Consider the following 26,197-nt stretch of genomic DNA (forward strand, 5'->3'; position numbering starts at 1 on the left):
TAGAATGGAAAATCTGCAAAGCATGCCGGAAGTTCAGAAGATCATCGCGATAGGAAAAGCGAATAGCGAAATTTCCTACGACGAGATCAATGAGATCCTTCCGGATAAAATCCTAAACTCGGAGAAGATAGACGACGTATTCACTCTTCTTCACGAGATGGGTATAGAAATCGTAGAAGAATATACCCGTAAGACTTTGGAGCCAGCTTCCTCCATTCTTCCCAAGGAAGATCCGTCTCTACCTGCTAAGCCCGCACGTAAGAAAAAGGAAACAGCTTCTTCCGCGGGAGGTTCCGAAGATCCGATCCGTCTGTATTTAAAGGAAATCGGTAAGGTAAACCTGATCTCCGGAGAGACCGAAGTATTCCTCGCTAAGAAGATCGAAAAAGGCGAGAAGATCATCGAGGAAACCATCTTAGGCTCTTCTATTCTACGCGCGAACTTCATTAAGCTTTTACCTAAGATCCGCAGTAAGAAGACGAAAGTATACGATCTGGTCCGCGTGGACAAGATGTATGCAATGAACGCGGAAGAGGCCAAAAAATTAGAGGAACTCTTCTTCAAGAATATATCCGTCATCCAAGAACAGGAAAAAGTATTACAAGAAGCGCAATCCAGGATCCGTAAATATTCCGAAAACTCCAAGAAATACAAGGAGTTCAAGGAGAAGATCGACGTATCCAAAGGGATCATAGACACCGCCGTCAGAGAATTGGGAGTCTCACAAAAAGAGATCCAGAAAATCTCCCAGAAGATCAAATCCATGGTCTTCCGCATCAAAGAGATCGATCGTCATTTCCTAAAAATCAAGGCTCAATACGGCTACGACGTTAAGGATATCAAGGCCTTCAACCGCTTCATAGAGAAGAATGAGAAGCTGGAAGATATCGAAAAGATGATGGGCGTCTCCATAGACGAGGTCCGAGAAGTCATCAAGGATATCCGAAACAACGAAAGAAAGCTCCGTCGTATGGAGCAAGAGGCGGGATCTTCCGTCCAGGAAATCAAAGACTGGGGCGAGAAAATCATTAAGGGCGAGAGAGAAATCGCCCAAGCCAAGAAGGAACTCGTTAAAGCGAACCTACGACTCGTTGTTTCCATCGCGAAGCGTTACGCCAACCGAGGAATGCATTTCTTCGACCTGATCCAAGAAGGAAATATCGGTCTTATCAAAGCGGTAGACAAATTCGAATACAAGAAAGGGTATAAGTTCTCGACTTACGCCACTTGGTGGATTCGTCAGGCGATCACTCGCGCTATTTCCGACCAGGCAAGAACCATCCGCGTTCCTGTCCATATGATCGAGCAGGTCAATAAGGTGATCCGCGAGACTAGGCTATTCGTCCAGGAATTCGGAAGGGATCCTTCCAACGAGGAAATCGCGGAACGTTTAGGCTGGCCTGTCCAGAAAGTCAAAGCGGTGAAAAACGTAGCCAGAGAACCGATCTCTCTCGAGATTCCCGTCGGATCCGAAGAAGATTCCGAGTTGGGAGATTTCATCGAAGACAAGGATGTGGAGTCTCCGGTAAATTCCGCCGCTTCCAGTATTCTTGCGGAACAAATTCGTCAGGTATTACATACTCTTCCTGCGAGGGAACAGAAAGTGATTCGCATGCGTTTCGGTTTGGACGACGGTTATCCGCAAACTCTGGAAGAGGTAGGATACCAATTCAAGGTCACTCGGGAGAGGATCCGTCAGATCGAAGCGAAAGCTCTTCGAAGACTGCGACATCCTTCCAGATCCAAGAAACTACGGGATTATATCGATTAATTTTCCTCGATACACGCTTCGCGCACTCGGAATCCTATTTCGGTCTTCCTTGTATCAAAGCTGAAATGTATGGTCCCCGAATGATTTTCCCGAAAGGGAAAATCATATCGAGGGGCCTCAACGTGCCGAGGAATCGTAAGTCGCTCTAAGAGAATGGATCAGATCTAAAGCTTCTTTCTCTTTGACTTTTCGTTCGGCTTCTTTCCAACCCAACGACTTGGCCAAGATGAGAGATACCGGCCCTGCGAGTTTCTCCGTTAATTTTAGATCCAGGAATTGTACCCGGAATCTTCTAGCAAGTACGTCGGTTACGCTCAAGGCAAATTCTTCTTTTGTGAACCATTCCACTTCTTCTTTGAAATATTCGACTCCTTTTGCAAGAGGAGTGGGCTTCTTCCCTAAGACCAGAAAGACTTCTCCGCCGTAATAATTCTGGAGTCGTTTTGCGGAAACTTCGCTTACCTTGTACATTTTTTGGATTTCTTGGTAGAGATTTTCCGCGTATCCAACTTTTCCGGGAAATGCGTAGGTAGTGGTTCTACTTTCTCCGAATTTTTCCAATCCACCTTCTAGTAACACTCTATCGATTAGGTCTTCCGCCATCTTACGATAGGTGGACCATTTTCCCCCGCCCATAGTGACGAGTCCGGATGAAGAGACGAGAATCACTTCTTCTCTAGAAATGCTTTTGGTGTCCTGATTTCCTTCCGGAGAAATAAGAGGGCGAATTCCGGCGAAAACGGAAAGAATATCTTTTCGAGAAAGAGGTTTTGCTAAATAATCGGAACCGGTTTGGAGTAGGAACTCCACTTCGGATTCCAAAGGCATAGGATCTTCGGAAGCTTCATGGATAGGAGTGTCGGTGGTTCCAAGCACCACGTGATCCTCCCAAGGAATCAAAAACACCACTCTTCCGTCCTTGGTTTTAGGAATGATAAGCGCCGTATTGCAGGGAATGGTTTCTTTTTTGAAGACAAGATGGATCCCTTGGCTAGGAGAAAGAACACGATAGGTGCGTGGATCGTCTTTGAGACGTATATCGTCCACCCAGGGGCCGGTAGCGTTAACGACTACTTTTGCTTTTACGCTAATCACTTCTCCCGTGAGTAGATCCTTGATCTTTCCTCCTACGATTTTACCCTTCTTCTTTTCGAAGGAGATTAACTCCGCACGACTCAGGACGGTCGCTCCTTCTTTGGAAGCGGCTCGGGCTAAGTTTACATTTAGGCGGGAATCGTTGAACTGAGAATCGTAATATAAGATCCCTCCTACGAGTCCCTTGGATTGGAGAGCCGGAAAATCTTTTAACACCTCTTCCTTGGATACTCTCTTGTGAGAGGGTAATTTCCCTCTCCAGGCCAGAATATCGTACATGGTCATTCCGATACTGTAATACGGTTTTTCGTAAAGTTTGTATGTAGGAAGAATGAAGGGCAGTGGTTTCACTAAATGGGGGGCGTTTTCCAAAAGTCTCTGTCTTTCCGTGAGCGCCTCGTGTATGAGTTTAAAATGAAACTGAGCCAGATAACGGACCCCGCCGTGAATCAATTTGGTGGAACGGGAAGATGTGCCCGAAGCAAAATCGGATTTTTCCAGTAGGGCAACTTTCAGTCCTCTTAGGCTGGCGTCCAGAGCGGCGCCGGCACCCGTGGCACCTCCGCCTAAAATCAGGACGTCGAATTCTTCTTTAGAGAGTTTTTGAAACCGGTTTTTGCGGTCGTGTTTTTGCATAGTCAGAGTCTTCCTGCTTTACAGGCTGATTTCGCTAGTTGAAATTGCAATAAAAGAGCCAAATGGAACCTAAAAAACAATTAGAATTGATCCGACGTGGAACCGTCGACTTAATCAGCGAGGAGGAATTGACCTCCAAACTCACCAAGAAAAAATCCTTAAAAATCAAGGCCGGCTTCGATCCCACGGCTCCCGATTTGCATCTTGGCCATTTCGTATTACTCAGAAAACTCAGGCACTTCCAGGACCTGGGTCACGAGGTGAATTTTCTACTAGGGGATTTTACCGCAATGATCGGAGATCCCACAGGGAAATCCGAAACCCGGAAGAGACTTTCCCGGGACGAAGTTCTAAAGAATTCCGAAACCTATCAAAGCCAGGTATTCAAGGTCCTGGACAAGGAAAAGACCAAGATCGTTTATAATTCCGCCTGGTGCGCCAGTATGAAATTCGAGGACGTATTAGTCCTCACCTCCAAATACAGCGTAGCTCAGATTTTGGAGAGAGACGATTTCAGTAAAAGATACAGCGGAGGACAACCCATCTCCCTGATAGAATTCCTATATCCCTTGGTCCAAGGCTACGATTCCGTAGAAATGGAAGCGGACGTGGAACTGGGGGGAACCGACCAGAAATTCAATCTGCTGGTGGGAAGAGAACTCCAAAGACAGTACGGAAAAGAGGCTCAGTGCGTGATCACACTTCCTCTCCTTGTGGGACTGGACGGTGTGAAAAAAATGTCCAAGTCATTAGGCAATTACGTTGGAATCACCGAAGAGCCCATCGATATGTTCGGAAAGCTCATGTCCATCTCTGACGATCTGATGTGGAATTATTTCGAACTTTTGACCGATCTTCCCATGGACCAGGTGCAGGAAAGAAAGAAAGGTATCCAGTCCGGAGGACTCCATCCTAAGGAAGTCAAGACGGAACTCGCCAAATTGATCATGGACCAATTCTCTCCGTCGGATGCGAATACCGCCGCGATCGAAGAATGGAACCGGGTGCATAATCCCAAGGCTAGGGCGGTTCCGGAAGACGTTCCTGTGACCCAACTCGGGCCCGAATTCTTCGAGGAGTCCGATTCTCCTCAGCTAGCTTGGATTCTCGCCAAACTAGGATTTGTTCCTTCCGTCTCCGAAGGCAGGAGGATCATCAAGTCCGGGGGGATTTATGTCGACGAAGAGAAACTCACGGATGAAAAATTTAGTATTTCCAAAGGCGCAGAATACTTGATCCGACAGGGTAAGAAAGGAAAATTCATCCGTCTGGTAGGCTGACGGTATCATGCTGAGCGAAGAAGAATCTTCCGTACTATCCAAAACCATCCGAGAAATCCAGGACACGGGTATTCAATCCGAGGTCTTGGAGAGGAAGTTTCGTTCCATTCGGATCTTTAGTTCCGCTTTCTTCTTCTTACTTTTAAGCCTCACTACCGTTTTCGCTTTAGCTAGACGATTGGATTCTCTCCAGACGACCGTAGACAAACAAAGCCAAGTCATTTCCGTTCTCTCCGAAGACATTACTAGTTTAAGGCTGGAAGAACAACAGAGAGAAGAGGAAGTCCTCAGATTCAAGTCCTCCATCTTGGACGACGTTCCCGAAGGGGACTTGAGCGATGAGGTGGAAAAGAATCTATCCTCTCTAAACGCCGTAGTCTCTTCTCCTGGATCCGGAAAAAATATCAGCCGGGGAAATCCGAAATTCAAAGAGATCGCTCTCACATTCGATTTGGGGACGGGAGAGGATCTGCAAATTCTTTACGATTTTATGATGCGTTTTCCTATTAAGGTGACTCTTTTTGTTTCCAACGAAAATCCCGCAAAAAAGGGAGGATCCTTATTTTCCAAGACCAACCTGGTATATTTGAAAAAATTGCAGGCCTTACAAGGAAGAGTAGTATTCGGAAACCATACCTGGAGTCATTTCAATCTTCCTCGAAGTTTAAAGGAAACTTCTCTACGTAAAAGAGCCTTACTCAGCTACGTAGCCGACGAGATCCCGGATTTCAATACGTTGATGGAAGAGCTGACCTCGGTGGAGGAAAAATTCAAAACTATCACGGGAGCGGAGTTAACCAAATACTATCGCTTACCCTACGGAGCGGTGGATCCGATTATTTTGGACGTATACGCTACCCAAGGATATGAGAACCATATTTTTTGGAGCAATAATACCGTAGGTTCTTTGGACGTTCCTGACTTCGTATATAAGAAATATATCACAAAGAAGGACCCGATAACGGGTAAAACAAAACTTCTACAAAATCCGCATTATAAGACCAAACAGGAAATGTTGGATTTTCTGTATCGCTGGGAATCTTCGGATAAGAATGGAATGAACGGCGCAATCATCCTCATGCACCTAGGTTCTCCCCGTCAATCGGAGAAACTGATCTATATTCTGCCGGATTTCATCCAGGCGATGTTGGATAAAGGATATAGATTCGCTACCATTCCGGAAGTTCTAAACGACCAGCAAGACTAACGCCAGAAACCGGATTCTTTTCCTTTTAAAATAGAATCTTCGCCTAAGATTTTCACCGCCTGTTCGAATTCAGGTCCGGGCAATTCCAAAAAAGGAGAAGTAAATAAGAATACGGAAGACCAATATACGTTCACCGACTTAAAATTAGAGAATTTTCCCACTCGATTTCCTTTCTTATCCAAAATCTCGTAAGATAAAACGAAACGATATCGGTCCACTGCGGGAGCGAAGCCCAAAGTGGCGATGTTTAGAATACTGGCAAAGGTACCTCTATAAAGAATCTGCTCGTCTAGATTGATCTTGAGTAAAAGATCGTAATCTCTCTCTACGAAAAGATTTTCTCCCCGGACCCATCCCGCATCCGTAAAGGAGCGAAGCAATCCTTCGAAGAACGGGTCTTTGTCTCCTCCTCTAACGATATCCTGGCAACCCTTGGAATTGGTATGCAAAGAAGGAGAATCCGGAAAGCCGGAATCGTGAAAAGAACGACCGCATGCGTATTCGATCTTCAATTTCGGAAAAAAGGAAAGCTTACTAGCTCTTTCCGAAGATGCAGGCTTAGTATCCACCAGAAAAGCTTGGGGATATCCTCCACATCGGAGAAGAAGGAAGATTGGAATTAGTATTAAAAAGAATAGATTTCTGACGGGTTTTATATTCATAAGTGTCTTTGTTTAAGGTTGCGGCATCTCATTCTTATTCGATTCTAAGAAGGCTTGAGGAGCAGCACAGGATTGCAAAGCGGTTAAAAGTAGAATGAAAAATACGATCCGGTGAGCACTAACCAAATTTAAAAATCGGATCCTTGAGCATTTCATCTCTTAATCGACTCATCTTCGACCGGACGAATCTACTTCTTCTTCTTTCCGTTTCCGGAAACGGAAGTCGGAATATAAGAATACGAAGGCTCCGATTTTATTTTCGGTCCGAAGAGCCTACGTCTCTTTTCCGAGAACCAGGTCTGGAACCTATACATGTGCAGATAAAATACCGGAACCATGACAAGTGTGATCACGCTTGCGAACGCCAGTCCCCATCCGAACGCCAAAGCCATCGGAACCAAGAACGGATCGTAGCCTCCGATCCCGTAGGCAGTGGGCAAGAGTCCGAGTACCGTCGTGACCGTCGTCAAGGTCACCGCACGTAATCTTAGATTTCCGGTATCTAGCAAGATCTCAATGATATCCTTATTCGGATATTCTTTACGCAAAGAATTTGCAAAATCCACAAGTACTATGGAATCGTTCACTACCACTCCGGCCAGTCCCACGATCCCGAGCATCGCCAAAAATCCAAAAGGTTCGCCATGACTCACAAACGCAAGAATCACTCCGATAAAGGAGAACGGAATCGCACTGCCGATTACGAAAGGTTGCATCAAAGAACCGAATTGGGAAGCGATAATGATGTACATAATCAGAAGCGCCATCAAGAATAGAAATCCTAAGGATCCCATAGATTCCTCGGTATCCTTATTTTCTCCCCCGAAACGGACGATATAACCCGGATATTTATCTATGATCTTCTCCTTCAACGCCAGTTTCTTTGCCTGATCGTTCACGAATTTGGAGTTGGATTGGTTTCCAGCGGCTAAATTTCCCGTTACTGTCACGAGTCTCTTTCCGTCGAGGTGATTGATATTCGAAACTCCCGGAAGTCTCTGCATAGTCACCAAACGGGAGACAGGGATCATCTTGCCGATCGAATTCGAAACATATACGTGATTCAGACTATCCACGGATTTACGGTACGATTCCGGAAAACGGACCTTGACCTCGACTTCCTCATCCGTTCGTTTGATCTTAGTCGCTACGGTTCCTTGGAAAGCGGTATTGATCGCTTGCGCCACTTTTGCTACGGAAACCCCGGCGGTAGACGCAAGTGACTCACTCACCTTGATCCGTACTTCGTCCTTTCCTTCGTTGAAATCGTCCGTGATATCCGTGACCCCGTTGATCTGTCCGAGTACCTTTTTGTAATCGGCTGCAATTTTGAGAAGAGTATCGTAATTATCTCCTCTGATTTCGATTGCGACCGGTTTTCCTACTGGAGGTCCTCCGGAGACTTTTTCATATTCTAAAGAGAGCAATTTTCCACGGAGAGAAGCAAATTCCTCCGGAATGACGACGGGCTCGGGAGAATCGCAAGTATTCTTCTTTCCCTTACTTTCTTCCTCGATTTTTTTCTCTTCTATTTGGCGGGAAGTCTCGTTTAGAAGCCACAGAGTTCTTCTTCTAAGTCTCTGTACGATATCGTCCGTCTTATGGCATTTTTTTCTATTTTCTTCGGCGGTTAGATAGGCCATCACCATTCCGAAATGTTTTCCTCTCTTTGTAAAAGGATCGTTCGGGTTTGCCTGGATGATTCCTACTCGGGTCGCGTAATTCTCCAAATCTTCGGAAGGGATCTTTGCGATTTCGTTTTCGATCACGCTTAGATAACGATACGTCTCCGTAAGATTCGCTCCCGTTTTCGCGGTGACCTTCACGTAAAATTGATCCACCGATCCTGGAAATAGTTTGAACGAAGAGAATAGTTTGAGCATTACGAAACTTAAAATTAACAGGGCGACGATTCCGAATGTCATCATTTTCGGATGATGTAATGCGAATCGCAAAGTAGGAATGTATTTCGTATTTCTGAATTTAGCGAACCATCCGGACTCTTCCTTGATCTCCCCCGATTTCACTCCTCCCTTGTTGATATCGTAAAGATGGTTGGGAAGAATAAAGAACGCTTCCATCAAAGACGCGCAAAGCGCGATAATCACTACGAGAGGAATACTGAATACGAATTTGCCGAAAATTCCCGGCATAAAGAGTAGGGGAGCGAAGGCCGCGATCGTAGTGGTAACGGTCGCGGTCACAGGAGAGACTACTTCCAAGGTTCCCTTTAGAGTCGCTTCGTAGGGAGGAAGTCCTTCTTCTATATATCTATATACGTTTTCGCAGATAATGATCGCATCGTCTACCAGGATACCTACGACCAAAACCAATCCGAACATGGAGATCAGATTCAAGGTGATTCCGAACTGATCCATAATGAGAAACGTCGCCCCGAAAGAAACCGGGATCCCCAAGGCGGTCATAAGAGCCACTCTCCATCCTAGAAAGAAGAATAGGGATCCGGTAACGAGAATCATTCCGAAGGCCGCATTAGAAACGAGTACATTCAATCTTCGCTTGATGTATTTGGATAGATCGTTTACGAATGCGTATTGGAATTCCGGCGTGGACTTCTTGAATTTTTCCACGGTAGCTTTTACGGAATCCACGACGAGAATTGCATCCGCGCTCCGTCTCTTTAATACTGTCAGCGCTACGGTTTTAGTGCCGTTCACATTCTCGATATAATCGGCTTCTCTTAAGCCTTCCGTGACCTTGGCTACGTCCTGGATACGAATCGCATTTCCGATTTCGTTTCCTCGTACATGCACCTTGGAAATCTCCTCCGGAGTGTCGAATTCTCCTATGGTTCTAAGAATTATTTCCTTATCCGAACCGGTGATATTCCCACCCGGAACGTTTACGTTACGGTTTTTTAATGCATTAATTACATCCTGACCGGTAAGGTAGAATCCGAAAAGACTGCTCGGGAAAATATCCACCTGCATTTCGGTTTCTCTCCATCCTCTTCTGGAAACCTTAGCCACCCCCGAAATATCCAGTAGAGCCTGCTCCAGGATCTTTGCCTGAGCCCTGAGTCTTTTTTCAGCCTCTACGGATCCGTCATCGTCTCTCAAAGTGATGGATACCTCGATTACGGGAGTACGGGCTGTCGTAATCTCCGTGACTAAAGGATCTTCCGCTTCTTCGGGTAAATCTTCCACTCGGTCGATGGCGGACTTGATATCATCCACCACTTTCTGGGTATCCTTTACATCCGGATCTAAGGTGATCACGATTCCGGATCTACCTTCGATGGAGGCGGATCTGTATTCTTTGATACCGTCCACTTCCTTTACCGCTTTCTCGAGCGGATTTGTGACTAGCTTTTCCACTTCTTGGGGAGATGCGCCCAGATACAGAGTGGATACGGAAACGATATCGAAATTGATGTTCGGAAAGGCTTCCCGATTCATTGTGAAAGCTTTAAAGCCTCCCGCAATGATGATCAAAAAGGTGAGTAGATTTACGAAGATACTCTTCGAGAGAAAATATTCGATGATGGATTTCATGAGTTCTTACGCTTGGGGGTTTTAATTATCGAGGATCAGTCTAGGATAGGACCGGACAATTCCATGGAATCGTTGAATCCGAACATCTTAGTGCTTTTGAGTCGGTCTACATAGAGTATTCCGTTCAAATGGTCGCACTCATGCTGGTATACGATCGCTTGGTATCCTTGGATGGTTTCGTCATGGGAATTTCCCTTTTCATCCATCCATTTTATTCTGATCTTATTGGGTCTTTCCACATAGCCTCTCATTCCCGGAACGGAAAGACAACCTTCCCAGTTACCGTCTACGGATTCGGTGAGAGGAGTGATTTCCGGATTGATGAGGATTTTTTCCGGAACGGTAACCGAGCCGTCATCGTCCGGTTCCGAACCTACGACCACGATCTTTTTCATGATTCCGATCTGAGGGGCGGCCAGTCCCACTCCGTCCGCGTGGCGCATGGTATCGAACATATCTCGGATCAATTTCTTGAATTCCTTTGTACTCAATTCGTCCGGGTGAACGGACTCGCTCGTTTTACGAAGCAGAGGATCTCCGATTTTAAGAATTTTACGTACCGACATATTTAGAACCTGGTCCTAGTGGCTGCTTTCGGCTGTTTTTGCCCACCAGATTTTAAGAACGCTTCTAAGATTTTAGACAGCTTTTCCGTATCGGGTTCCGAAAATCTAGGATTTCGAGTCTCCCAACGAAAGACCTGCAAGCTTTCTGATAATTTAATTAGATCTTCCGACTGAGACGCACTCGTTCCCGTGGTCCTGGGGAGTAAGATTCCCAACGGAACCGAAAGGGGTTTCCGATACAATTCATCCTTCTCTAGACCGTTCCAAATCTTTTCCAACCGGAACGGGTCGCCGAATATCTTTCCGATCTGCGGGAGATTTCTCAAAAACCAGTCGGCCTTTTCTATCCAGGAAAGAGAGAGACCGGAAACAGGTAGGGGTTGGGGGAAAATCAGGAAGGCGGAATGTACTAAATCGGGAGAATTTTCTAAAAAAGGCCATACCGTTCGGACGGAAAAACCTTCCGAGACTAGAATCGGTTTTCTCTTTCTATTTTTTACGAAAGAATGCAGTTCCGAAACGGGGAATTCCGAAGATTTTTCCGGACTTTCCGCAATCGTGAGATAGTATTCGTTGGAAAGTTCGGGGGAGAAAGAACGATCGAAGGATCGAAACGGATCCCTTAGCCAAATGACTTCTTGGCCTTTCGGATTTCCTCTACTTGTAAAAGTCCAGCGGTTCTCTTGCATAGATCCCAAAAGATATTGACAGTGTTCGCTAAAAGAAACTATCTATAGGGTTGAGTTGGAGGGTGTGGAGACGAGGGGAATCGAACCCCCGACCTTTTGAATGCCATTCAAACGCTCTCCCAACTGAGCTACGTCCCCGTGAATTCCAAATTGGCGTTCCGGGGCCTACTGTCAATAGATAATTCATAGGAGCATTCGGATGAGCGATTCCGTCGAGGAACTACAGAAAAAAATAAAGATCCAGAACGATATTATCAAGGGTTACGAAAAAGTTCTGAGATTGAACGAGCAGGAATTAGAAAACGCCGACGAGATCATCCGGATGTACGAAACTATTATCCAATATTCCGGACAAGAATTGAAAGACGTGAAAGAAGCTTTCGACGCAACTTCCGTCGTTACCAATTTATCCAGGGACGAATTGATTTCCGCGATGAATCGCATCAAAGAATTAGAACATGCGAATAAAAAACTGAGGGAAGAATCCCTTAAATTCCAATCTTAAAATCCAGCCTTGACTCAAATTAAAAGAAAGGAGACATTACTTCGAACCCGACCCGACGGCTCTCTTTTTTTAGAGGAGGGTCCGGGTGTATCCGCTATTTTCGATAGTTTCCTGAGAGAATCCGCAGGACTCACTCGTGCAGAGCATGGTGGAGTCTTTTCCCCGACGGAATCGGGAACCATCCGTCAAATTTCGGGAAAAGAAGGAAAGGACCTGGTGGAGGCGGCTCATTGGGCGCTTTCCGATTCCGGAAAAGATCTTCTTCTGGAAAAAGGGAAAACGCCTCCTTGGGCAAAGCATGCCTCCGACCGTCCGATCTTAGTCTGTAGGCTTAAGGCGGAGGATGCGGGAAATTTTCCCGGCAATAAAGCCAGTTACGCGGTATTAGTTCTTACCGGTAAAATCACATCGGATCGTTTTTCCAAAACGGATTTCGAGTTATTAAGAACGACTTGTAAAACGGTAGGCAGACTATTAAGAGAATCTCATATTTCGGGTGACGCGTCTCTCGTTACCCTTTCTCTTCTCGCTACCACTCAATTGGTTTTGGAGGCCGCTCAGGCCAAAAGACAATCGGAGCGTTTCGATTTTTTACTTACCGAAGTCATACGAGTTTCCGGACTCATCAATTCTTCCCTGGATCTTTCCCAACTTTTGGAAGCGATCATGCTTTCTTCCAAGACCGTATTTCGTACGGAAGCCTGTAGTGTTTTGCTTTTGGACGAATCCAAGGAATACCTATATTTTCACACCGTCTTAGGAGAGAAAAGCGAGGCGGTGACTAAAATGAAGGTGCCTGTGGGCAAGGGCGTTGCCGGACTCGTAGTAAGAGAAAGAAAACCGATGATCATCAACGATGCGCAGCACGATGATCGGGTTTATAAGGAGGTGGATAAGGCCTCCCAATTCACCACTCGAAATATTATGGCAGCTCCTCTTGTGGCAAACGACGAGGTCATAGGTGTGATCGAGGCCATCAATACCATGGACCGTGAATCCTTCACGGGAGAGGATTTGGAACTCTTCTTGAGTTTTTCAGGAACCTCCGCTCTCGCCATCCAGAAGACGGGACTACTCCAAAATTTAGAGAACGCCAACAAGGATTTGAGAAAGAAGGTTTCCGAATTGGAATCCCTTTTCGATCTTTCTCAAGCGGTTACCCAATCCACGAATCGCTTGGGACTGGTAAGAAAATCCATACGCTTGATCATCCGAGAACTGGACGCAAGTGTTGCAGGCATTTTTTTGTACAGTCTTACCAAACCCGGTTATGTAAACTGCGCCTACTTCGACGGTAGATCCGAAAAAATAGATCGCTTCCTGGATTCGGAAATCCAAGGAACTCAGATTCTCTCCAGTATGAAAGAGGGTCTTCCCGTTTTGAAACGGGATATTTTGGACCAGCCTTTTCCGAATCTATTGGATAGAAGATTCCTAAAAGGATCCTATATCATAGTGCCGCTTTTTCTTTCTAGCGGAGAACCTTACGGAGCATTGACCGTCGCCGACAGAAAGGATAAATTATCCTACCAGGATTCGGATTTCCGTCTCTTGCAGACCATGGCCTCGCAATTTACGAAAGGATTCGAGGCTTTTCGACTTAGGAACGAGATGCTGGAAAAGAAGGCCATCCAACAGGAGATGGAGATTACGAGGAAGATCCAACAGAATATTCTTCCCTCTGAGAAAGTATTCCACTCCAACTTCGATCTAGGAATTTTATCCGTTCCCGCAAAGGATGTATCCGGGGACTTTTACGATTATTATCAGTACAGTGACGGTCAATATTCTTTTTTGATCGCGGATGTCTCCGGAAAAAGCCTACCAGCCGCTCTCTTTATGGCCATGAGTTCTTCCATCATCCGAACCTTGGCTAGAAATCACGATCTGACTCCCGAAGAAATCCTGAGACAAGGAAACGAACTCATTTTCGAAGATTCCCATTTCGGCATGTTCGTTACCGCATTCTTCATACATTATAATCCTTCTTTATTTACGATCGAGTATGCTTCGGCAGGTCATAACGATCAGGTATGGATCAAAGAAGACGGTTCTTACGAATTATTGAAAGGCCAAGGACCTCCTCTGGGCGTGATTCCGACCGCAAAATACAAAGGGGGAAATTTCCGAGTCAAACCGGGAGATATCTTCGTGCTTTATACGGACGGAGCCGTGGAGGAAAAGGATTCCCAAGGGAACGAATTCGGTTTGGAAAGAATGATAGAAGAGATTCGGATTCGAAAACATCTTCCCGCCCAGAAAATCGTGGAAGAACTCTACGGAATCGTTCGAAATTTCTCCGCAGGCAGGGATCCTTTCGACGATTTTACCGTCCTTCTTCTGAAATATAACGACGATTTCCAATTTTCCCGCACCTTCGACGCGACCACCTCTCAAATTCCTATCTTCCGAGAATTCATCTACGATGCGATCAAGGTCCGAAATCTGGCGGAGGCTCTACGGGACGATATTCTCTTGGCCTGCGACGAGGCGGGTACGAATATCGTTATGCACGGATACAAGGATACTCTGCTCCGAAATCCGAAATTCGATTGTAAAATTCGCTTCACCGAGGATTCTATCACGATCGTGCTAACCGACTCCGGAAAAGGATTCGACCGGGCGAGTGTAAAAGACCCGTCCATCGAGGAAAATCTAAGCGGAAAAAGAAAGGGAGGCTTCGGAGTCTATCTCATCGAAACCCTTATGGACACGGTGGATTATAAAATAGAAGAGGGGAGAAATATTCTCACCCTCCAAAAATACTTTCGCTAAACGGCGGTAGGAAGAATGGAACTGACGGTAGAAATTAAGGGCAATTCTAGGGTGATCCATCTCATCGGGAACATGGACGTTCATAACACCCATAGAATAGAACAGGCGTTCATGGAGCATATCCGAAAGGCTACGGAGCAGAGTATCGTTCTGGATATGTCTAATGTGGAGTTTGTTTCTTCTGCGGGACTCCGGGTTATCGTCGGATCCCTAAAGGTATGCAAGGAAAGAGAGATCCAATTAAAGTTGGCGGCTCTTAGACCGGCGGTCCGGAAAGTTTTCGAAATCATAGATATGGATTCTTTGTTTAGAATTTACGATACGGTAGATTCCTCTTTGCAGTAGTTCTACATCTTTCCTTGCGCCCGAAAAACGGGCGCGTAAATCTTTCGCTTTGTTTGTTTCCCCATTCGTTTGATTTTAAGCTTTCCTCCCTGGCCTTTCTCTAAAAACTGTGTACCGGCGGTCGGTCCCCGCTTTCCCGACAGTCTCTTCCGGGACTATTCAAAAGCGAGACGGATCCCGAATCCCCTTAGTGGACAGCACTTAATATGTCGGAACCTATATATTCCATAGATAATCCGTTCGTCTCTAGTCAGAGAACGGAATCTCAAACTACCCCGGGCATTTATGAAGAAGCGAATGCGATGGGTCAGGAACTCCTGGAAAAACCCCTAAAAGGCGGAGGTACAGATCGTATTCTCGTGCAACACTCCAAGGGGAGGATGACCGTTTGGGAAAGAATCAAGGTACTCACCAATTCCGAACCCAATATTCTCTTCCAAAACTGGGGAAAAAATCTGGATGGAGCTTCTCTCATCACCGGAATCTTGAATATCAACGGACGAGATGTGGCGGTGTACGGACACGACTTCACTCTTCGTGCCGGTTCCATGGATGCCACCAACGGAAATAAATTAGCCAGACTCATCTATATGGCGGGCGAACACGGAATTCCTCTGATCGGTATGAACGATTCTGCAGGTGCTTATGTTCCTGCAGGAGTGGGTGGACTAGACGGATATTCCGAAGCGTTTACCGCTCTCAGAAAAATCAGCGGCGTGGTTCCAAGCCTAATGCTCATGTTCGGGTTTAATGCGGGCGGGGGAGCTTATCTTCCTAGACAAGGTTCCTTTATGATCCAACCGGAGAATACATTCTTCGGACTCACCGGACCCGGGGTCGTAAAGTCGGTACTCGGAGAGGATATCACCGCCGACGATTTGGGTGGACCTAAGGTTCACGGACAAAGCGGGGTTGTGGATCTGGTTACGAGCGACGAGTTAGGCGCTCTTCGTACGGCTCTTAGACTTCTTTCCTACTTGCCGGACAATAACCATTCTGCGGCGCCTTTTCATGCTACTTCGGATCCTACTGACAGATTCATTTACGAAGAGGAGATTCTTTTCAAGAAGACCTTCAATTCTCCGACCGGGATGAATACACCTTTCGATATCACTTTATATATCCAGAATATCTGCGACCATGGACAATATTTTGAAATCCAACCCCAAAGATCCAGAAACCTGATTACAGCATTCGGAAGATTGGGCGGACACGTAGTCGGGTTCGTCGCGAACAACTCCGCGGTTTCCTCCGGTCAGATAGATATCGGCGCGGCTCGTAAGGGAACCCGCTTCATCCGATTCTGTAATGTTTATAATATTCCTCTTATCTTCCTAGAAGATACGACAGGATTCCTTCCAGGAAAAGAACAGGAGCATAACGGAATCGTCTTAGAAGGCAGAAAGCTTCTGGATTCCATTATCGACCTAAGAACTCCTAGACTCACTCTCATCATCCGAAACGCGTTCGGTGGAGCTTATGCCACCTTCAACTCCTATCATACGGGAGCAGATATGGTATTCGCGCTTCCTACCGCAAGAATCGCGGTGATGGGACCGGCGGGTAAGGACTACGTCTATAAGGACGAGGTCTCCGCCATCCAAAGGGAATTTAAGGAAAATCTAAAGAAAGGAGTCTCCGAGAAGGAAGCGATTACCATCCGGGACAAAAAACTCCAAGTTCTTTCCCAGCAATACGAAAAGGAGCTCATGAATCCGAAAGAGGCTCTCTCATTAGGATCCGTCTCCAGAATCGTGCTTCCCGGAACCACCAGAAGCATTCTTTTCCAAAATCTAGATTATCTAGTAAGACATTATAAACCGGGCCCTATGTCCGGACCCCAAAGGGAGTTCGAGTAAACAACGATGATCGACTACCAAAATCGACGCATTACCTTCCGCGAATCCGCTTCTCCTTGGATCCATTCCTTTACGCTGGAGAGCATCAAATGTCTGATCGTTTGCCGTGGGCCTGTCCGAAAAGAGGCTATGGAGATATTCGATCAGATCGGAATCAGAGAATACGGAATTCTTCTCTCCGAAAAGGATTCCGTGGTTTATCCTATGGCTCTCGCTCCGGAACTAAGAGGCTTTCGTTTTCCTTCCAATATACACCGAGTTCCGGATTATATGGGAGCGGGAGCGGAAGAGAAAGCCGCACGCATTAAACAAATCATCCAGATCGCCAAGGATAACGAATACACTCATATCTTTGCAGGATACGGATTCATGGCGGAGGATTCCGAATTCATCGAGGCAATCGAAGAAAGCGGAATCACGTTTATGGGACCTTCTTCTCATGTGGCTCACCAAGCAGGGTCCAAGGACGAGGCCAAGAAACTCGCACGTAAGCTGAACGTTTCCGTCACTCCCGGTGTGGATAATATTTCCGCTATCTGCCTTCTCAAAAAAGCGGGAGATGAAAAAGCTCTCACTTCTTTGGCGAAAGAAAAGGGATTGGACTTCAAATTCGATTCTTCCAAATCTTTGGAGGACAACGCGGAAGCTCTCTTATACGCCGGATACGAGAAGATCGTCGAGTTGGTAACTATCGCCGATCTGCAAGCTCAAGCTGAAATCGAGACCGCCAAAATCTGGGAAAAATTTCCATCCAATCGGATTCGATTCAAATACGTAGGCGGAGGCGGCGGTAAAGGCCAAAGGGTTGTCGCCAAGCCGGAGGAAGTAAAGACCGCGGTTCAGGAAATTCTTTCCGAATCCAAGGTGACGGCTCCCGGTTCCAACCGGAACTTCCTCATGGAATTGAACATCGAAAAGACTCGCCATAACGAGATCCAATTGATCGGAAACGGAGAATGGTGTCTTGCATTGGGCGGAAGGGATTGCTCTGTGCAGATGCACGAGCAAAAACTTTTAGAGATCTCTCTCACCCAGGAACTTCTTGAAAAGGAAATCCAAGACTCCGAGAAAGCGTCCCAAAAGAAAAAGGCCGAAATCCTAAAAGCTGATCTCCAAGTCTTGAAGGACATGGAAGAACAATCCGAAAGATTCGGACAAGCGGTTAACCTAAATAGCGTTTCCACCTTCGAGTTGATCGTGGACGGAACCAATCACTTCTTCATGGAGATGAATACTCGGATCCAAGTGGAGCATAGGGTGACTGAAATTGCCTATACTCTCAAGTTTACGAATCCGGAAAATAAATCCGAGTTCTTTATCGTAGATAGCCTTATCGAAGCTATGGCGTTACTTTCCCTGCACGGAAAACGACTGCCTAAACCAGAAAGAGTGGTTCGCAATATTTCGGGAGCGGAAGTCCGAATCAATGCTACGAACAAAGCCATCCAGCCTCACGCAGGCGGTGTGATTTTAAATTGGTCTAAGCCTCTTCCGGAAGAAATCCGTGACGACCAAGGGATCTCCGTCCGCAATCCGGATACCGGTCTATTTATCCATTACAAGGTCGCAGGAGCTTACGATTCCAATATCGCTCTTTTAATCACCTACGGAACGAGTAGAGAAGATAACCTTCGCAAATTAGGAAATATTCTCCGCAAGACCGAACTTAGGGGACAGGACCTTCAAACCAACCTGATCGTACATTACGGTTTGATAAATTGGATTTTGGGCAAGGATCCCATGTTCAAACCTTCCACCGCTTTTATGATCTCTTATCTGGCGGCGGTAGGCGCTCTGGAAAGTCTGGGTAAGGACGTGGATCTGGAAGTGGCCTGGAACAAAATCGTTTCTTCCGCTCCAGCGGAAGCGAAGAAGATTCTCGCGCGTAAACTCACTCTGATCACTCGACCGGTAACGGAACTACTTTCCGATGCGCATCTACTCGCGGGCTTTCTAGGATACCACGAGAATGTTTCCTGGAAGATAGAGAAGGAAAAAGTAGTTTGGCTCAGAAACCCGATCTTCGTTTTATCAGAGCTCTATTATTATCTGCATATGGAAGGAGAATTGCACCAATCTCCTTCCGAGCAAATCTGGGATCACGACCAGGCGATACTGCAATCCGCATTCGCTTTCTACAAGGAATTGGAAGCTAAGACAGGCAAAAAAGCGGACTCTGTAGAATGGGACGCGTTCTTTTCCGGAAAGGCGCCTGCCGGTTTCGAACCGGAGCTTTGGAACAAAGCCGTTTCTTCTCATAAAGGATTCCAAGTAGGTTTGGAGTTATTGAACCTAATCCCGAATCTGGGAAGCAAATCCGGTTTCTATACTCTTACCGTGGATGAAAATCTGGAACCGGTTATTCCGGAAATATTCAAAAAATCGGATACTAGAGACGCGTTCATCAAGCATCTGGCGCCGGCTCCTAAGGCGAGTTCCGACGAGATCGTTTCTCCTATGGGGGGAATGTTCTATTCCAAGGAGGCTCCGGATCTTCCTTCAATGGTGAATGTGGGCGACCACTTCAAAGTGGGACAGCCTCTCTTTATCGTGGAAGTGATGAAAATGTTCAATAAGATCACGGCTCCTTTCTCGGGAACCATCAAAGAGGTTCTTCTGCAGGATAGCGATGGAAAGATCATCCAGAAAGGACAGTCCATCTTCAAGATCGTTCCGGACGAGGTTTTAAAGATCGAAACTCCGGAAGAAATCCAAGATAGAAGAAATAAGATTACTCTTTCTCTTCTTTAAGAATTTCTAAACAGAAACTAAAAAGACCGTTCTACCAATGCCGGGAGAGCGGTCTTTTTTTGTCTTTTTAAGGGAGAACGTAATTCGGGATCGATTCCGATCGAATTACATCAACAAATTTGCGGGTAATTTAAAGCTCATGGAATCTTCTCTGGATCCTGGGAATAATTCCACACTGGCTTGCGGATAAAATTCTCGGAGCTTGGCTATGATCTCATCCACTAGAATCTGAGGAGTGGAGGCTCCGGCAGTGATTCCGAGCATTTTGATGGAAGCGGAAAGGATTCTTTCCCTATCTAGATCCTCTACGGATGTGACTTTAAAAGAAAGCGGCTTGGACTTCTGCGCCAATTGCAATAAGCGGAGAGAATTGGAACTATTATCCGCCCCGATCACCATCATCGCGTCTATGGAATCCATCATGGAGGCGACCGCCTCCTGTCTTTCCGTGGTCGCGTAGCATATATCGTCTTTGGAGGGATGCTCCACCATCGGAAAGAGTTCCCCGATCTTTTCGACTACCTTTTTCGTGTCTGCGATGGAAAGAGTAGTCTGCATGAGATAAGTGATCGGTTTCGTAATATCCAATTTTCCCACTAGAGCCTGTACATCTTCGGGAGATTCCACGAGAAACATCTCCGCCTCTCCCGTGGTTCCGATCGCCTCGTCATGACCTTGGTGGCCTATATAAATGATCTGATGAGTATCCTTGTATCTGCGCGCCTTACGATGGACCCGAGTCACTAAAGGGCAGGTGGCGTCGCCTATTTTCATGTTTCTACGTTTCGCTTCCTCGACCACCGCGGGAGAAACTCCGTGAGCCGAAAAAATCACCGTGGATCCGTCCGGAGCTTCTTCCAGCTCGTTGATAAACTTGATCCCGCGCTTTTTCATATCCTCTACGACTCTACGATTATGGACGATTTCCTTTCGAACATAGATTTGGTCCTGGGAATGGGACTGCACCTGTTCCACATAAGAAATCGCATACTTTACTCCGGCGCAGAAGCCTCGGGGGTTGGCGAGATAGATCTTTTCGAGCATCGTTCTTTCAGACTCTTGTCCTTCCGAAATCCGGCAAGCATTTTAGGATGGATTTTGCATCCAACCGCGCCAGAGACGCGGACGGCTTTAGTCCCGAGCGGCTTGCCATAATGGGAAATTGGAAAAGAAAGAAGATCGCGAGCGGATGAGGGCCATGCCCGAACCGGTAGCGGCTCGGTCCTGAGGCTTTGCCGAAGGAGGCGCCCGAAATACTCAAAAAGCGACATATCCGAATCCGAGAGGAAGCTTCTTTTATCGGTGAATCCTCAAAAAAAGTCTCTCTTCCGTTTCTCCGAACTTCCCGATTTTGAACATGAAGAGGTCAAGGAAGACCTCTAGGAAAATCAAATTCTCCTCGTTGAGGAGATTCGGATTCAAGGAGGAACCGAATGATTATTAACCACAATATCAGTGCCATTTTCGCTCATAGAACTTTGAAGTTCAATAGCGAAAGCATGAACAAAGACATCGAAAAATTGTCTTCCGGTATGCGTATTAACCGTGCAGGTGACGACGCTTCCGGTTTGGCCGTGTCCGAAAAAATGAGGACTCAGGTCGGAGGTTTGCGCAGGGCGGAACAAAACACTGAAGACGGTATGTCTTTGATCCAAACGGCGGAAGGGTATCTGCAAGAAACCCATGAAGTCGTCCAAAGGATCCGCGTGCTTGCGGTGCAGGCTGCGAACGGTATCTACACCGAAGAAGACCGTCAACAAATACAAGTAGAGGTGTCCCAGTTGGTCGACGAGATCGACAGGATCGCATCTCAGGCCGAGTTCAACAAGATGAAACTCCTTACCGGAGCCTTCGCTCGTTTGAATCCGACTGCTAGTATGTGGTTCCATATGGGTGCTAACATGCACCAAAGAGAGAGAGTGTATATCGAAACGATGAACACCGCGGCTCTGGGTCTCAGAAACCCGACCGTTCTGACTTTCATCTCTCTTTCTACGGCGGGAAAAGCGAACTCCGTAATCGGCCTTGCCGACGACGCTCTGAGATTGATCTCCAAGCAAAGAGCGGACTTGGGAGCTTATTACAACCGTCTGGAACATGCTGCTAAAGGTCTCATGAACGCTTATGAGAACATCCAAGCGGCTGAATCACGGATTCGTGATACTGATATGGCTGAGCAAATGACCAGCTTTACCAGATATCAGATTCTGACTCAAGCTGCGACTGCGATGCTCGCTCAGGCGAACATGAAGCCGCAAACCGTGCTCCAGCTATTGAAGTAATTCAAGTAGCTAACCTGCCGGTTTGACTCGTGTGATTCCGGCAGGGGAGCGCCAAGCCAGTGAATGTTGGTTCTTTCGACGGGACCACGGATTTATAATTTATTATAAATCGCCGTACGACTCTGAAGCCTAACTTCTCGTAACGAAGGTTAGGCTTTTTTTTATTTTTATCCGTTTTGTAATAGAACGAGCGGTTCCGGCCACGGTTTTAGAATGCCGATTTCATAGTGTTTCCATTTTTGGAAGAGGGAAGGTGACTCCTCCTTTCCAAGGATAGATTCTTTCTTCGATGCGAAATCCGTTTTTCCCACTCTCTATTTTGGCTTATATCGCACTTTTACTCTTCGGTTTGGGAAGCTTTCCCCTCATCGATTGGGATGAGAATATCTACGGGGCTATTTCGAAGGGAATGTTCCAATCCGGAGAATACTTCCGGATGCAAGTGAACGGTCAGACTTTCGGAGAAAAACCTCCCTTGTTTTTTTGGATCGCAAACGGATTCTATAAGATCTTGGGGATTTCGGAAATCTCCACAAGACTTCCTTCGGTTCTGAGCGGACTCATTTCTTTCTTCGTTTTGGTCCGCTTCGGTTCTTATCTTCGCAACCGAAATTTCGGATTCGTCTGGGCTGGGATCTACGCTTCTTCCCTGCTCCCCTTAGTACTTGCGAGAACCGCGTATATAGATCATCTATTCAATACTCTCATTCTTATTTCCGTTCTCAGTTTTTATCTGTATAGCGAAAGAGAAGAGCAAAACTTCCGAACGAGGATTGTCTGGGCGGTCGGTGCCGCATTCTTCGGGAGTCTGGCGGTTCTAACGAAAGGTCCTTTGGGACTCGGGATCCCGATTCTAATCTTTGTGGGAAATCGAATCTGGGAAAGAAGGTTTCGATTCCATTTTTCGGATGCTCTTGTTTTTGCGGGAGTTTGCTTGGTCGTTCTTTCCTTTTACTACCTGACGAATTTTCTTATCTACGGAGATGAATTCCTGGTTCAATTCTTCGATTTCCAGAAGAAGTTACTGACCCAATCCCTGGAATCGCATACGGGTCCCTTTTATTATCATTTCATTGTGGCCTTCATCGGATTTTTCCCGTGGACGGTCTTTCTATTTTACCTACCCAAGAATATTCAGATTTTTAAATCTAAGGAAACTGCAAAAATCTCCCGCTACTTTCTCATCTGGATACTTTCGGTTTTACTTATCTTCTCCGTTGTCAAAACCAAATTGCCTCATTATTCCTCTTCGATCTATGTCGGTTTCGCTTTTTTCGCGGCCTTGCTATGGGAAGAAAGGAAAACCGAATTAGGCAAAGCGTTTGGATTCGTATTCCTTGGGATCGGATTGGTATTCGGATTATTATTTGCCGGCCTCCCTTGGATCCTGTTACAGGTCGCATCCAATTTCGGAGTTTCCCCTTCAGACCTCCCCGAATTTTCGGCCTGGGATTCTATCCCCGGACTCTTGTTGGTTTTAGGAATCACGATTTCCTTTTATTACCTAATCGACGATAAAAGGAAAGGCTCGGTGAATTTCCTAATTTCCGGGGTATTCGGTATGCTTTTGTTTATCGCAAGTCTCTCGGCGATTTTAGTTCCTAAGGTGCTTCATTTTTTACAAGACGGAACCTTGAGACTCTTCGATTCGGCGTCTTCTTCCGGAAATAAGATCGTATTTTACAAATATCTTTCCTTTTATCCCATGTTTTATCGGGAAGATAGAATCCATATAGTAGGAAGCTATAAATTCAAGGACGAGTCGGAACTATTCAAATCCACAGAGAAACTTTCCATTATCTGCAATGAAAACAGTCTATTGGAATTGGTTCTCTCTTATCCGGATCGCAAATTCGAAACAGTTTCCAAGGAGAATACGGTAATTCTTATCAAATCCGAGCCCAAGCTCGGATCCGGTTCGGATCAGCGATAAGAGACCGGATCGGAGAATATCTTAGAATATTGCTTTCCGCTATTTCTGCTTTCGAAGCGCAATAGAGAATGTTCGAAATTCGTTCTTTGGATTTTGGCGACAGTATGAAGAATAAGACCTATACTGATCTGGATCCAGGATAAAACAACTAGGCCTGTCGCTAGGATCGCCAAAGGAACATGATATACGTATCTAAAACGGATATAATCCACAATTGCCGGATAACCGGCCAAAAGCGCAAGTCCGGCAGTCACCACGGAAAAGAACCCGAAGAATTGCATCGGTTTGTAATCCTTGAAGATCCATAAGATATGTTTGAGAACCCGGTATCCGTCCCGAATCGTATTCAATTTGGAAAAACTACCTTGGGGCCTATCCTTATAAGCGATCGGAATTTCTCCGATGCGGAATCTCTTATCCAAAGCGTGTAGGGTCATTTCGATTTCCAGCTCGAAACCGGAAGCAAGCACGGGGTAGTTCTTTACGAATTTACGAGAGAATACCCTATAACCGCTCATGGGATCCCTCAGTTTGGAACCGAATAGAAAATTGATCAGGCTAAGGACCAATCGATTCCCTGTGGAATGGAAGGGACGCTTATTCTCCTTGCCGTATCTTCCGTTACTCAATCTGTCACCTACTAGCATATCCAGGCTTTTCCTTTCTCTCTCCGCAAGTAAGGCGTGGATTTCTTCGGCGGGGTAGGTAAGATCCGCATCCGACATGATATATATGTCCGCATCGGTTTCGTAAAACGCCGTCCGAACCGCATTCGCTTTTCCCGGGCGAGGCTCGTGTAAAACCGTCCCTGTTATTTTATATTCTTCTAATGTCTTCTTTGCGATCTCGAAGGTTTTGTCCGAGGATCGATTGTCTACGATCACGAACACCGCTTGAGGCAATTCTCGAAAAAAGGAAAGAATCGTCTTTTCTATGGTCAATTCTTCATTATAGGCTGGTAGTACGACGGCGATTTTCATCTTCTTCCGGTTTGAAAGTGTGTAGAAGATTGTAACTTCCAATTCATCCCGGGATTGTTACAGAAGGATGAAATCCGTTCTCTCGAAATTTTTCGTATAGAAGTTGTAATATTCACTTTGGCGAATTCTTGTTTTCACTCGAACCTCGAGGATAGACTGGGAAAAGAATGTGGAAAAAAAGAGCCATTCTATCCGCCATCGGAATTCTAGGCGTAGCACTTGCGTTCAATCTAATCACTTGGATCCTATTGAGAGCCGAGCCGGACCTGACTCGCACAGAAAAGGACATACTGAAATTCGGAAATCCGTATGCCAGATCGACCGGCTTACGTTGGCTGAAAGCGGGTATGCATCTCCATACCAACCGGACTTGGTTCACTCCCGGCAGAAATTCTCCGGAGGAAATCGAAACGGCTTATTCCTCCAATGGATACCAGATTTTAGGTTTTACGGATTACGAAAGAATCACCAAAACAGAACACCCACAGCTCTTGCAAATCGACGGTTACGAATGGGGAATGAACCTGAGAAAAAGGCATCTCTCCGTTTTCGGGTCGGAGTCTCCGAAATACGATTTGTTTCCATTCTATGCGGATCAGAAAAACCTGCAATGGCTGATCGATACCATCAGGAACGAGAACGGATTTATTGTAGTCAATCATCCCAATTTAAACGACGCATTTCCTTTGGAATCCCTCTCCCAATTAAAAAATTATAATGCGATAGAAGTTTTCAGTCCCTTCGGAGACATTCCCAAATTTTGGGACAAGTTGCTCACAATGGGAATTCCTTCCTTTTGTATGGCCTCGGACGATTTGCATTATCTTCCCAGGGAGGAATATTTACGAACCCGAACCTCGGGAATCCCGAACTGGAGAGATCTAAGCTCCGAGATCTACCAGCAGGACGGAGAATCTCTCATGAGGTATATACTCGTAAATGCGGACGCAAAAACCGAGCCGGAAATTTTACGCTCCTTATCGGAGGGCAATTATCTTTGCATTCGCAAGATGGCGAGGACCTTGGACGACCCGAAAATCAGGGATTTGGGCAAAAAAAAGAACGGGGAGATTTTCTACGAATTCGAGGACACTCCCATGACTGTGGATTTCGTAGGGCCGAATTCGGAAATCCTCGCAAGGACTTCCTTCCAAAAGAAGGGAAGCTATCTTATGAAACCGAGCGATAAATATGTGAGAGTCCAGGCGGTGTTTCCTACGGCGGTTCTACTAAGTAATCCTTTCTTCAGCTTGCCCTGATTCGTTCTCTGCCGATTCGAAAAGGTCAACCTGCTCGATCTCTTTTTTTATTGACATTTTTCCGGGAATCATAGTCAGAATAGATGG

At 46.1% G+C, this 26,197-nt stretch carries 18 protein-coding genes and 1 tRNA gene; 11 read left to right on the forward strand and 8 right to left on the reverse strand.

The annotated features are described in order from the left end of the window. The first annotated feature begins 4 nt into the window (after positions 1 to 4). Positions 5 to 1,771, forward strand: coding sequence for an RNA polymerase sigma factor RpoD (gene rpoD / locus LEP1GSC061_RS08155; protein ID WP_016544384.1), 1,767 nt, complete (start codon positions 5 to 7; stop codon positions 1,769 to 1,771). A gap of 117 nt (positions 1,772 to 1,888) precedes the next feature. On the opposite strand, the gene LEP1GSC061_RS08160 is transcribed toward rpoD, so the two are convergent. Then, positions 1,889 to 3,502: a glycerol-3-phosphate dehydrogenase/oxidase gene (locus LEP1GSC061_RS08160; protein WP_016544734.1), complete on the reverse strand. Its 1,614-nt coding sequence runs from the start codon at positions 3,500 to 3,502 to the stop codon at positions 1,889 to 1,891. A gap of 62 nt (positions 3,503 to 3,564) precedes the next feature. Between LEP1GSC061_RS08160 and tyrS the strand changes: the two genes are divergently transcribed. Beyond that, positions 3,565 to 4,782, forward strand: coding sequence for a tyrosine--tRNA ligase (gene tyrS, locus LEP1GSC061_RS08165; RefSeq protein ID WP_016544903.1), 1,218 nt, complete (start codon positions 3,565 to 3,567; stop codon positions 4,780 to 4,782). 7 nt (positions 4,783 to 4,789) lie between these two features. After that, positions 4,790 to 5,989, forward strand: coding sequence for a polysaccharide deacetylase family protein (locus LEP1GSC061_RS08170; protein WP_016544574.1), 1,200 nt, complete (start codon positions 4,790 to 4,792; stop codon positions 5,987 to 5,989). Here the strand turns inward: LEP1GSC061_RS08170 and LEP1GSC061_RS08175 are convergent. From LEP1GSC061_RS08175 to LEP1GSC061_RS08195, 5 genes are all read right to left on the reverse strand, one after another. Next, positions 5,986 to 6,651 (reverse strand): hypothetical protein, encoded by a 666-nt coding sequence (locus tag LEP1GSC061_RS08175; RefSeq protein ID WP_016544461.1) that lies wholly within the window; start codon positions 6,649 to 6,651, stop codon positions 5,986 to 5,988. The two genes, LEP1GSC061_RS08170 and LEP1GSC061_RS08175, sit on opposite strands and share 4 nt — an antisense overlap. A 188-nt stretch (positions 6,652 to 6,839) precedes the next feature. Beyond that, positions 6,840 to 10,166, reverse strand: a complete 3,327-nt coding sequence (locus LEP1GSC061_RS08180; RefSeq protein ID WP_016544226.1) for an efflux RND transporter permease subunit — start codon at positions 10,164 to 10,166, stop codon at positions 6,840 to 6,842. 35 nt (positions 10,167 to 10,201) lie between these two features. Continuing rightward, positions 10,202 to 10,732: a peptide deformylase gene (gene def, locus LEP1GSC061_RS08185; protein WP_016544209.1), complete on the reverse strand. Its 531-nt coding sequence runs from the start codon at positions 10,730 to 10,732 to the stop codon at positions 10,202 to 10,204. Between the two features lie 2 nt (positions 10,733 to 10,734). After that, positions 10,735 to 11,421 carry a hypothetical protein gene (locus tag LEP1GSC061_RS08190; protein ID WP_016545071.1) on the reverse strand — a complete coding sequence of 229 codons (687 nt, stop codon included), beginning with the start codon at positions 11,419 to 11,421 and terminating at the stop codon, positions 10,735 to 10,737. A gap of 65 nt (positions 11,422 to 11,486) precedes the next feature. Next, positions 11,487 to 11,559: transfer RNA gene (locus LEP1GSC061_RS08195), tRNA-Ala, on the reverse strand. Between the two features lie 61 nt (positions 11,560 to 11,620). Between LEP1GSC061_RS08195 and LEP1GSC061_RS08200 the strand changes: the two genes are divergently transcribed. The 5 genes from LEP1GSC061_RS08200 (at position 11,621) to LEP1GSC061_RS08220 (ending at position 19,656) form a co-directional block, all read left to right on the forward strand. After that, a complete protein-coding gene (locus LEP1GSC061_RS08200; RefSeq protein WP_016544952.1) occupies positions 11,621 to 11,926 on the forward strand; it encodes a hypothetical protein in 306 nt (101 codons plus the stop codon). A 9-nt stretch (positions 11,927 to 11,935) separates the two neighbouring features. Further along, positions 11,936 to 14,701, forward strand: coding sequence for a SpoIIE family protein phosphatase (locus LEP1GSC061_RS08205; RefSeq protein WP_016545049.1), 2,766 nt, complete (start codon positions 11,936 to 11,938; stop codon positions 14,699 to 14,701). A gap of 15 nt (positions 14,702 to 14,716) precedes the next feature. Further along, a complete protein-coding gene (locus tag LEP1GSC061_RS08210) occupies positions 14,717 to 15,046 on the forward strand; it encodes an STAS domain-containing protein (RefSeq protein WP_016544240.1) in 330 nt (109 codons plus the stop codon). 206 nt (positions 15,047 to 15,252) lie between these two features. Continuing rightward, the gene (locus LEP1GSC061_RS08215; protein ID WP_016544405.1) at positions 15,253 to 16,905 is read left to right on the forward strand and encodes an acyl-CoA carboxylase subunit beta; all 1,653 of its coding nucleotides are present in this window, start codon (positions 15,253 to 15,255) and stop codon (positions 16,903 to 16,905) included. 6 nt (positions 16,906 to 16,911) lie between these two features. Then, positions 16,912 to 19,656, forward strand: coding sequence for an ATP-binding protein (locus LEP1GSC061_RS08220; protein ID WP_016544341.1), 2,745 nt, complete (start codon positions 16,912 to 16,914; stop codon positions 19,654 to 19,656). A 105-nt stretch (positions 19,657 to 19,761) separates the two neighbouring features. Here LEP1GSC061_RS08220 and ispH read toward each other — a convergent pair whose 3' ends face one another. Next, entirely contained in the window at positions 19,762 to 20,700 is a 939-nt protein-coding gene (ispH, locus tag LEP1GSC061_RS08225) for a 4-hydroxy-3-methylbut-2-enyl diphosphate reductase (RefSeq protein ID WP_016544447.1), read from the reverse strand. Between the two features lie 389 nt (positions 20,701 to 21,089). Between ispH and LEP1GSC061_RS08230 the strand changes: the two genes are divergently transcribed. Together LEP1GSC061_RS08230 and LEP1GSC061_RS08235 are read left to right on the forward strand one after the other, a co-directional pair. After that, on the forward strand, positions 21,090 to 21,938 hold the full coding sequence (locus tag LEP1GSC061_RS08230; RefSeq protein WP_010515586.1) for a flagellin N-terminal helical domain-containing protein: 849 nt from the start codon (positions 21,090 to 21,092) through the stop codon (positions 21,936 to 21,938). Positions 21,939 to 22,227: 289 nt separating this feature from the next. Next, positions 22,228 to 23,871: an ArnT family glycosyltransferase gene (locus LEP1GSC061_RS08235; RefSeq protein WP_040508138.1), complete on the forward strand. Its 1,644-nt coding sequence runs from the start codon at positions 22,228 to 22,230 to the stop codon at positions 23,869 to 23,871. Here the strand turns inward: LEP1GSC061_RS08235 and LEP1GSC061_RS08240 are convergent. Further along, complete coding sequence (locus LEP1GSC061_RS08240; RefSeq protein WP_016544817.1) at positions 23,862 to 24,851, reverse strand: glycosyltransferase family 2 protein; 990 nt, start codon at positions 24,849 to 24,851, stop codon at positions 23,862 to 23,864. The two genes, LEP1GSC061_RS08235 and LEP1GSC061_RS08240, sit on opposite strands and share 10 nt — an antisense overlap. Before the next feature lie 167 nt (positions 24,852 to 25,018). On the opposite strand from LEP1GSC061_RS08240, the gene LEP1GSC061_RS08245 reads away from it, so the two are divergent. Beyond that, positions 25,019 to 26,110 (forward strand): CehA/McbA family metallohydrolase domain-containing protein, encoded by a 1,092-nt coding sequence (locus LEP1GSC061_RS08245; protein WP_016544182.1) that lies wholly within the window; start codon positions 25,019 to 25,021, stop codon positions 26,108 to 26,110. The last annotated feature ends 87 nt before the right edge of the window (positions 26,111 to 26,197 follow it).

The sequence above is a fragment of the Leptospira wolffii serovar Khorat str. Khorat-H2 genome, assembly GCF_000306115.2.
GTDB classification, from domain to species: domain Bacteria; phylum Spirochaetota; class Leptospiria; order Leptospirales; family Leptospiraceae; genus Leptospira_B; species Leptospira_B wolffii.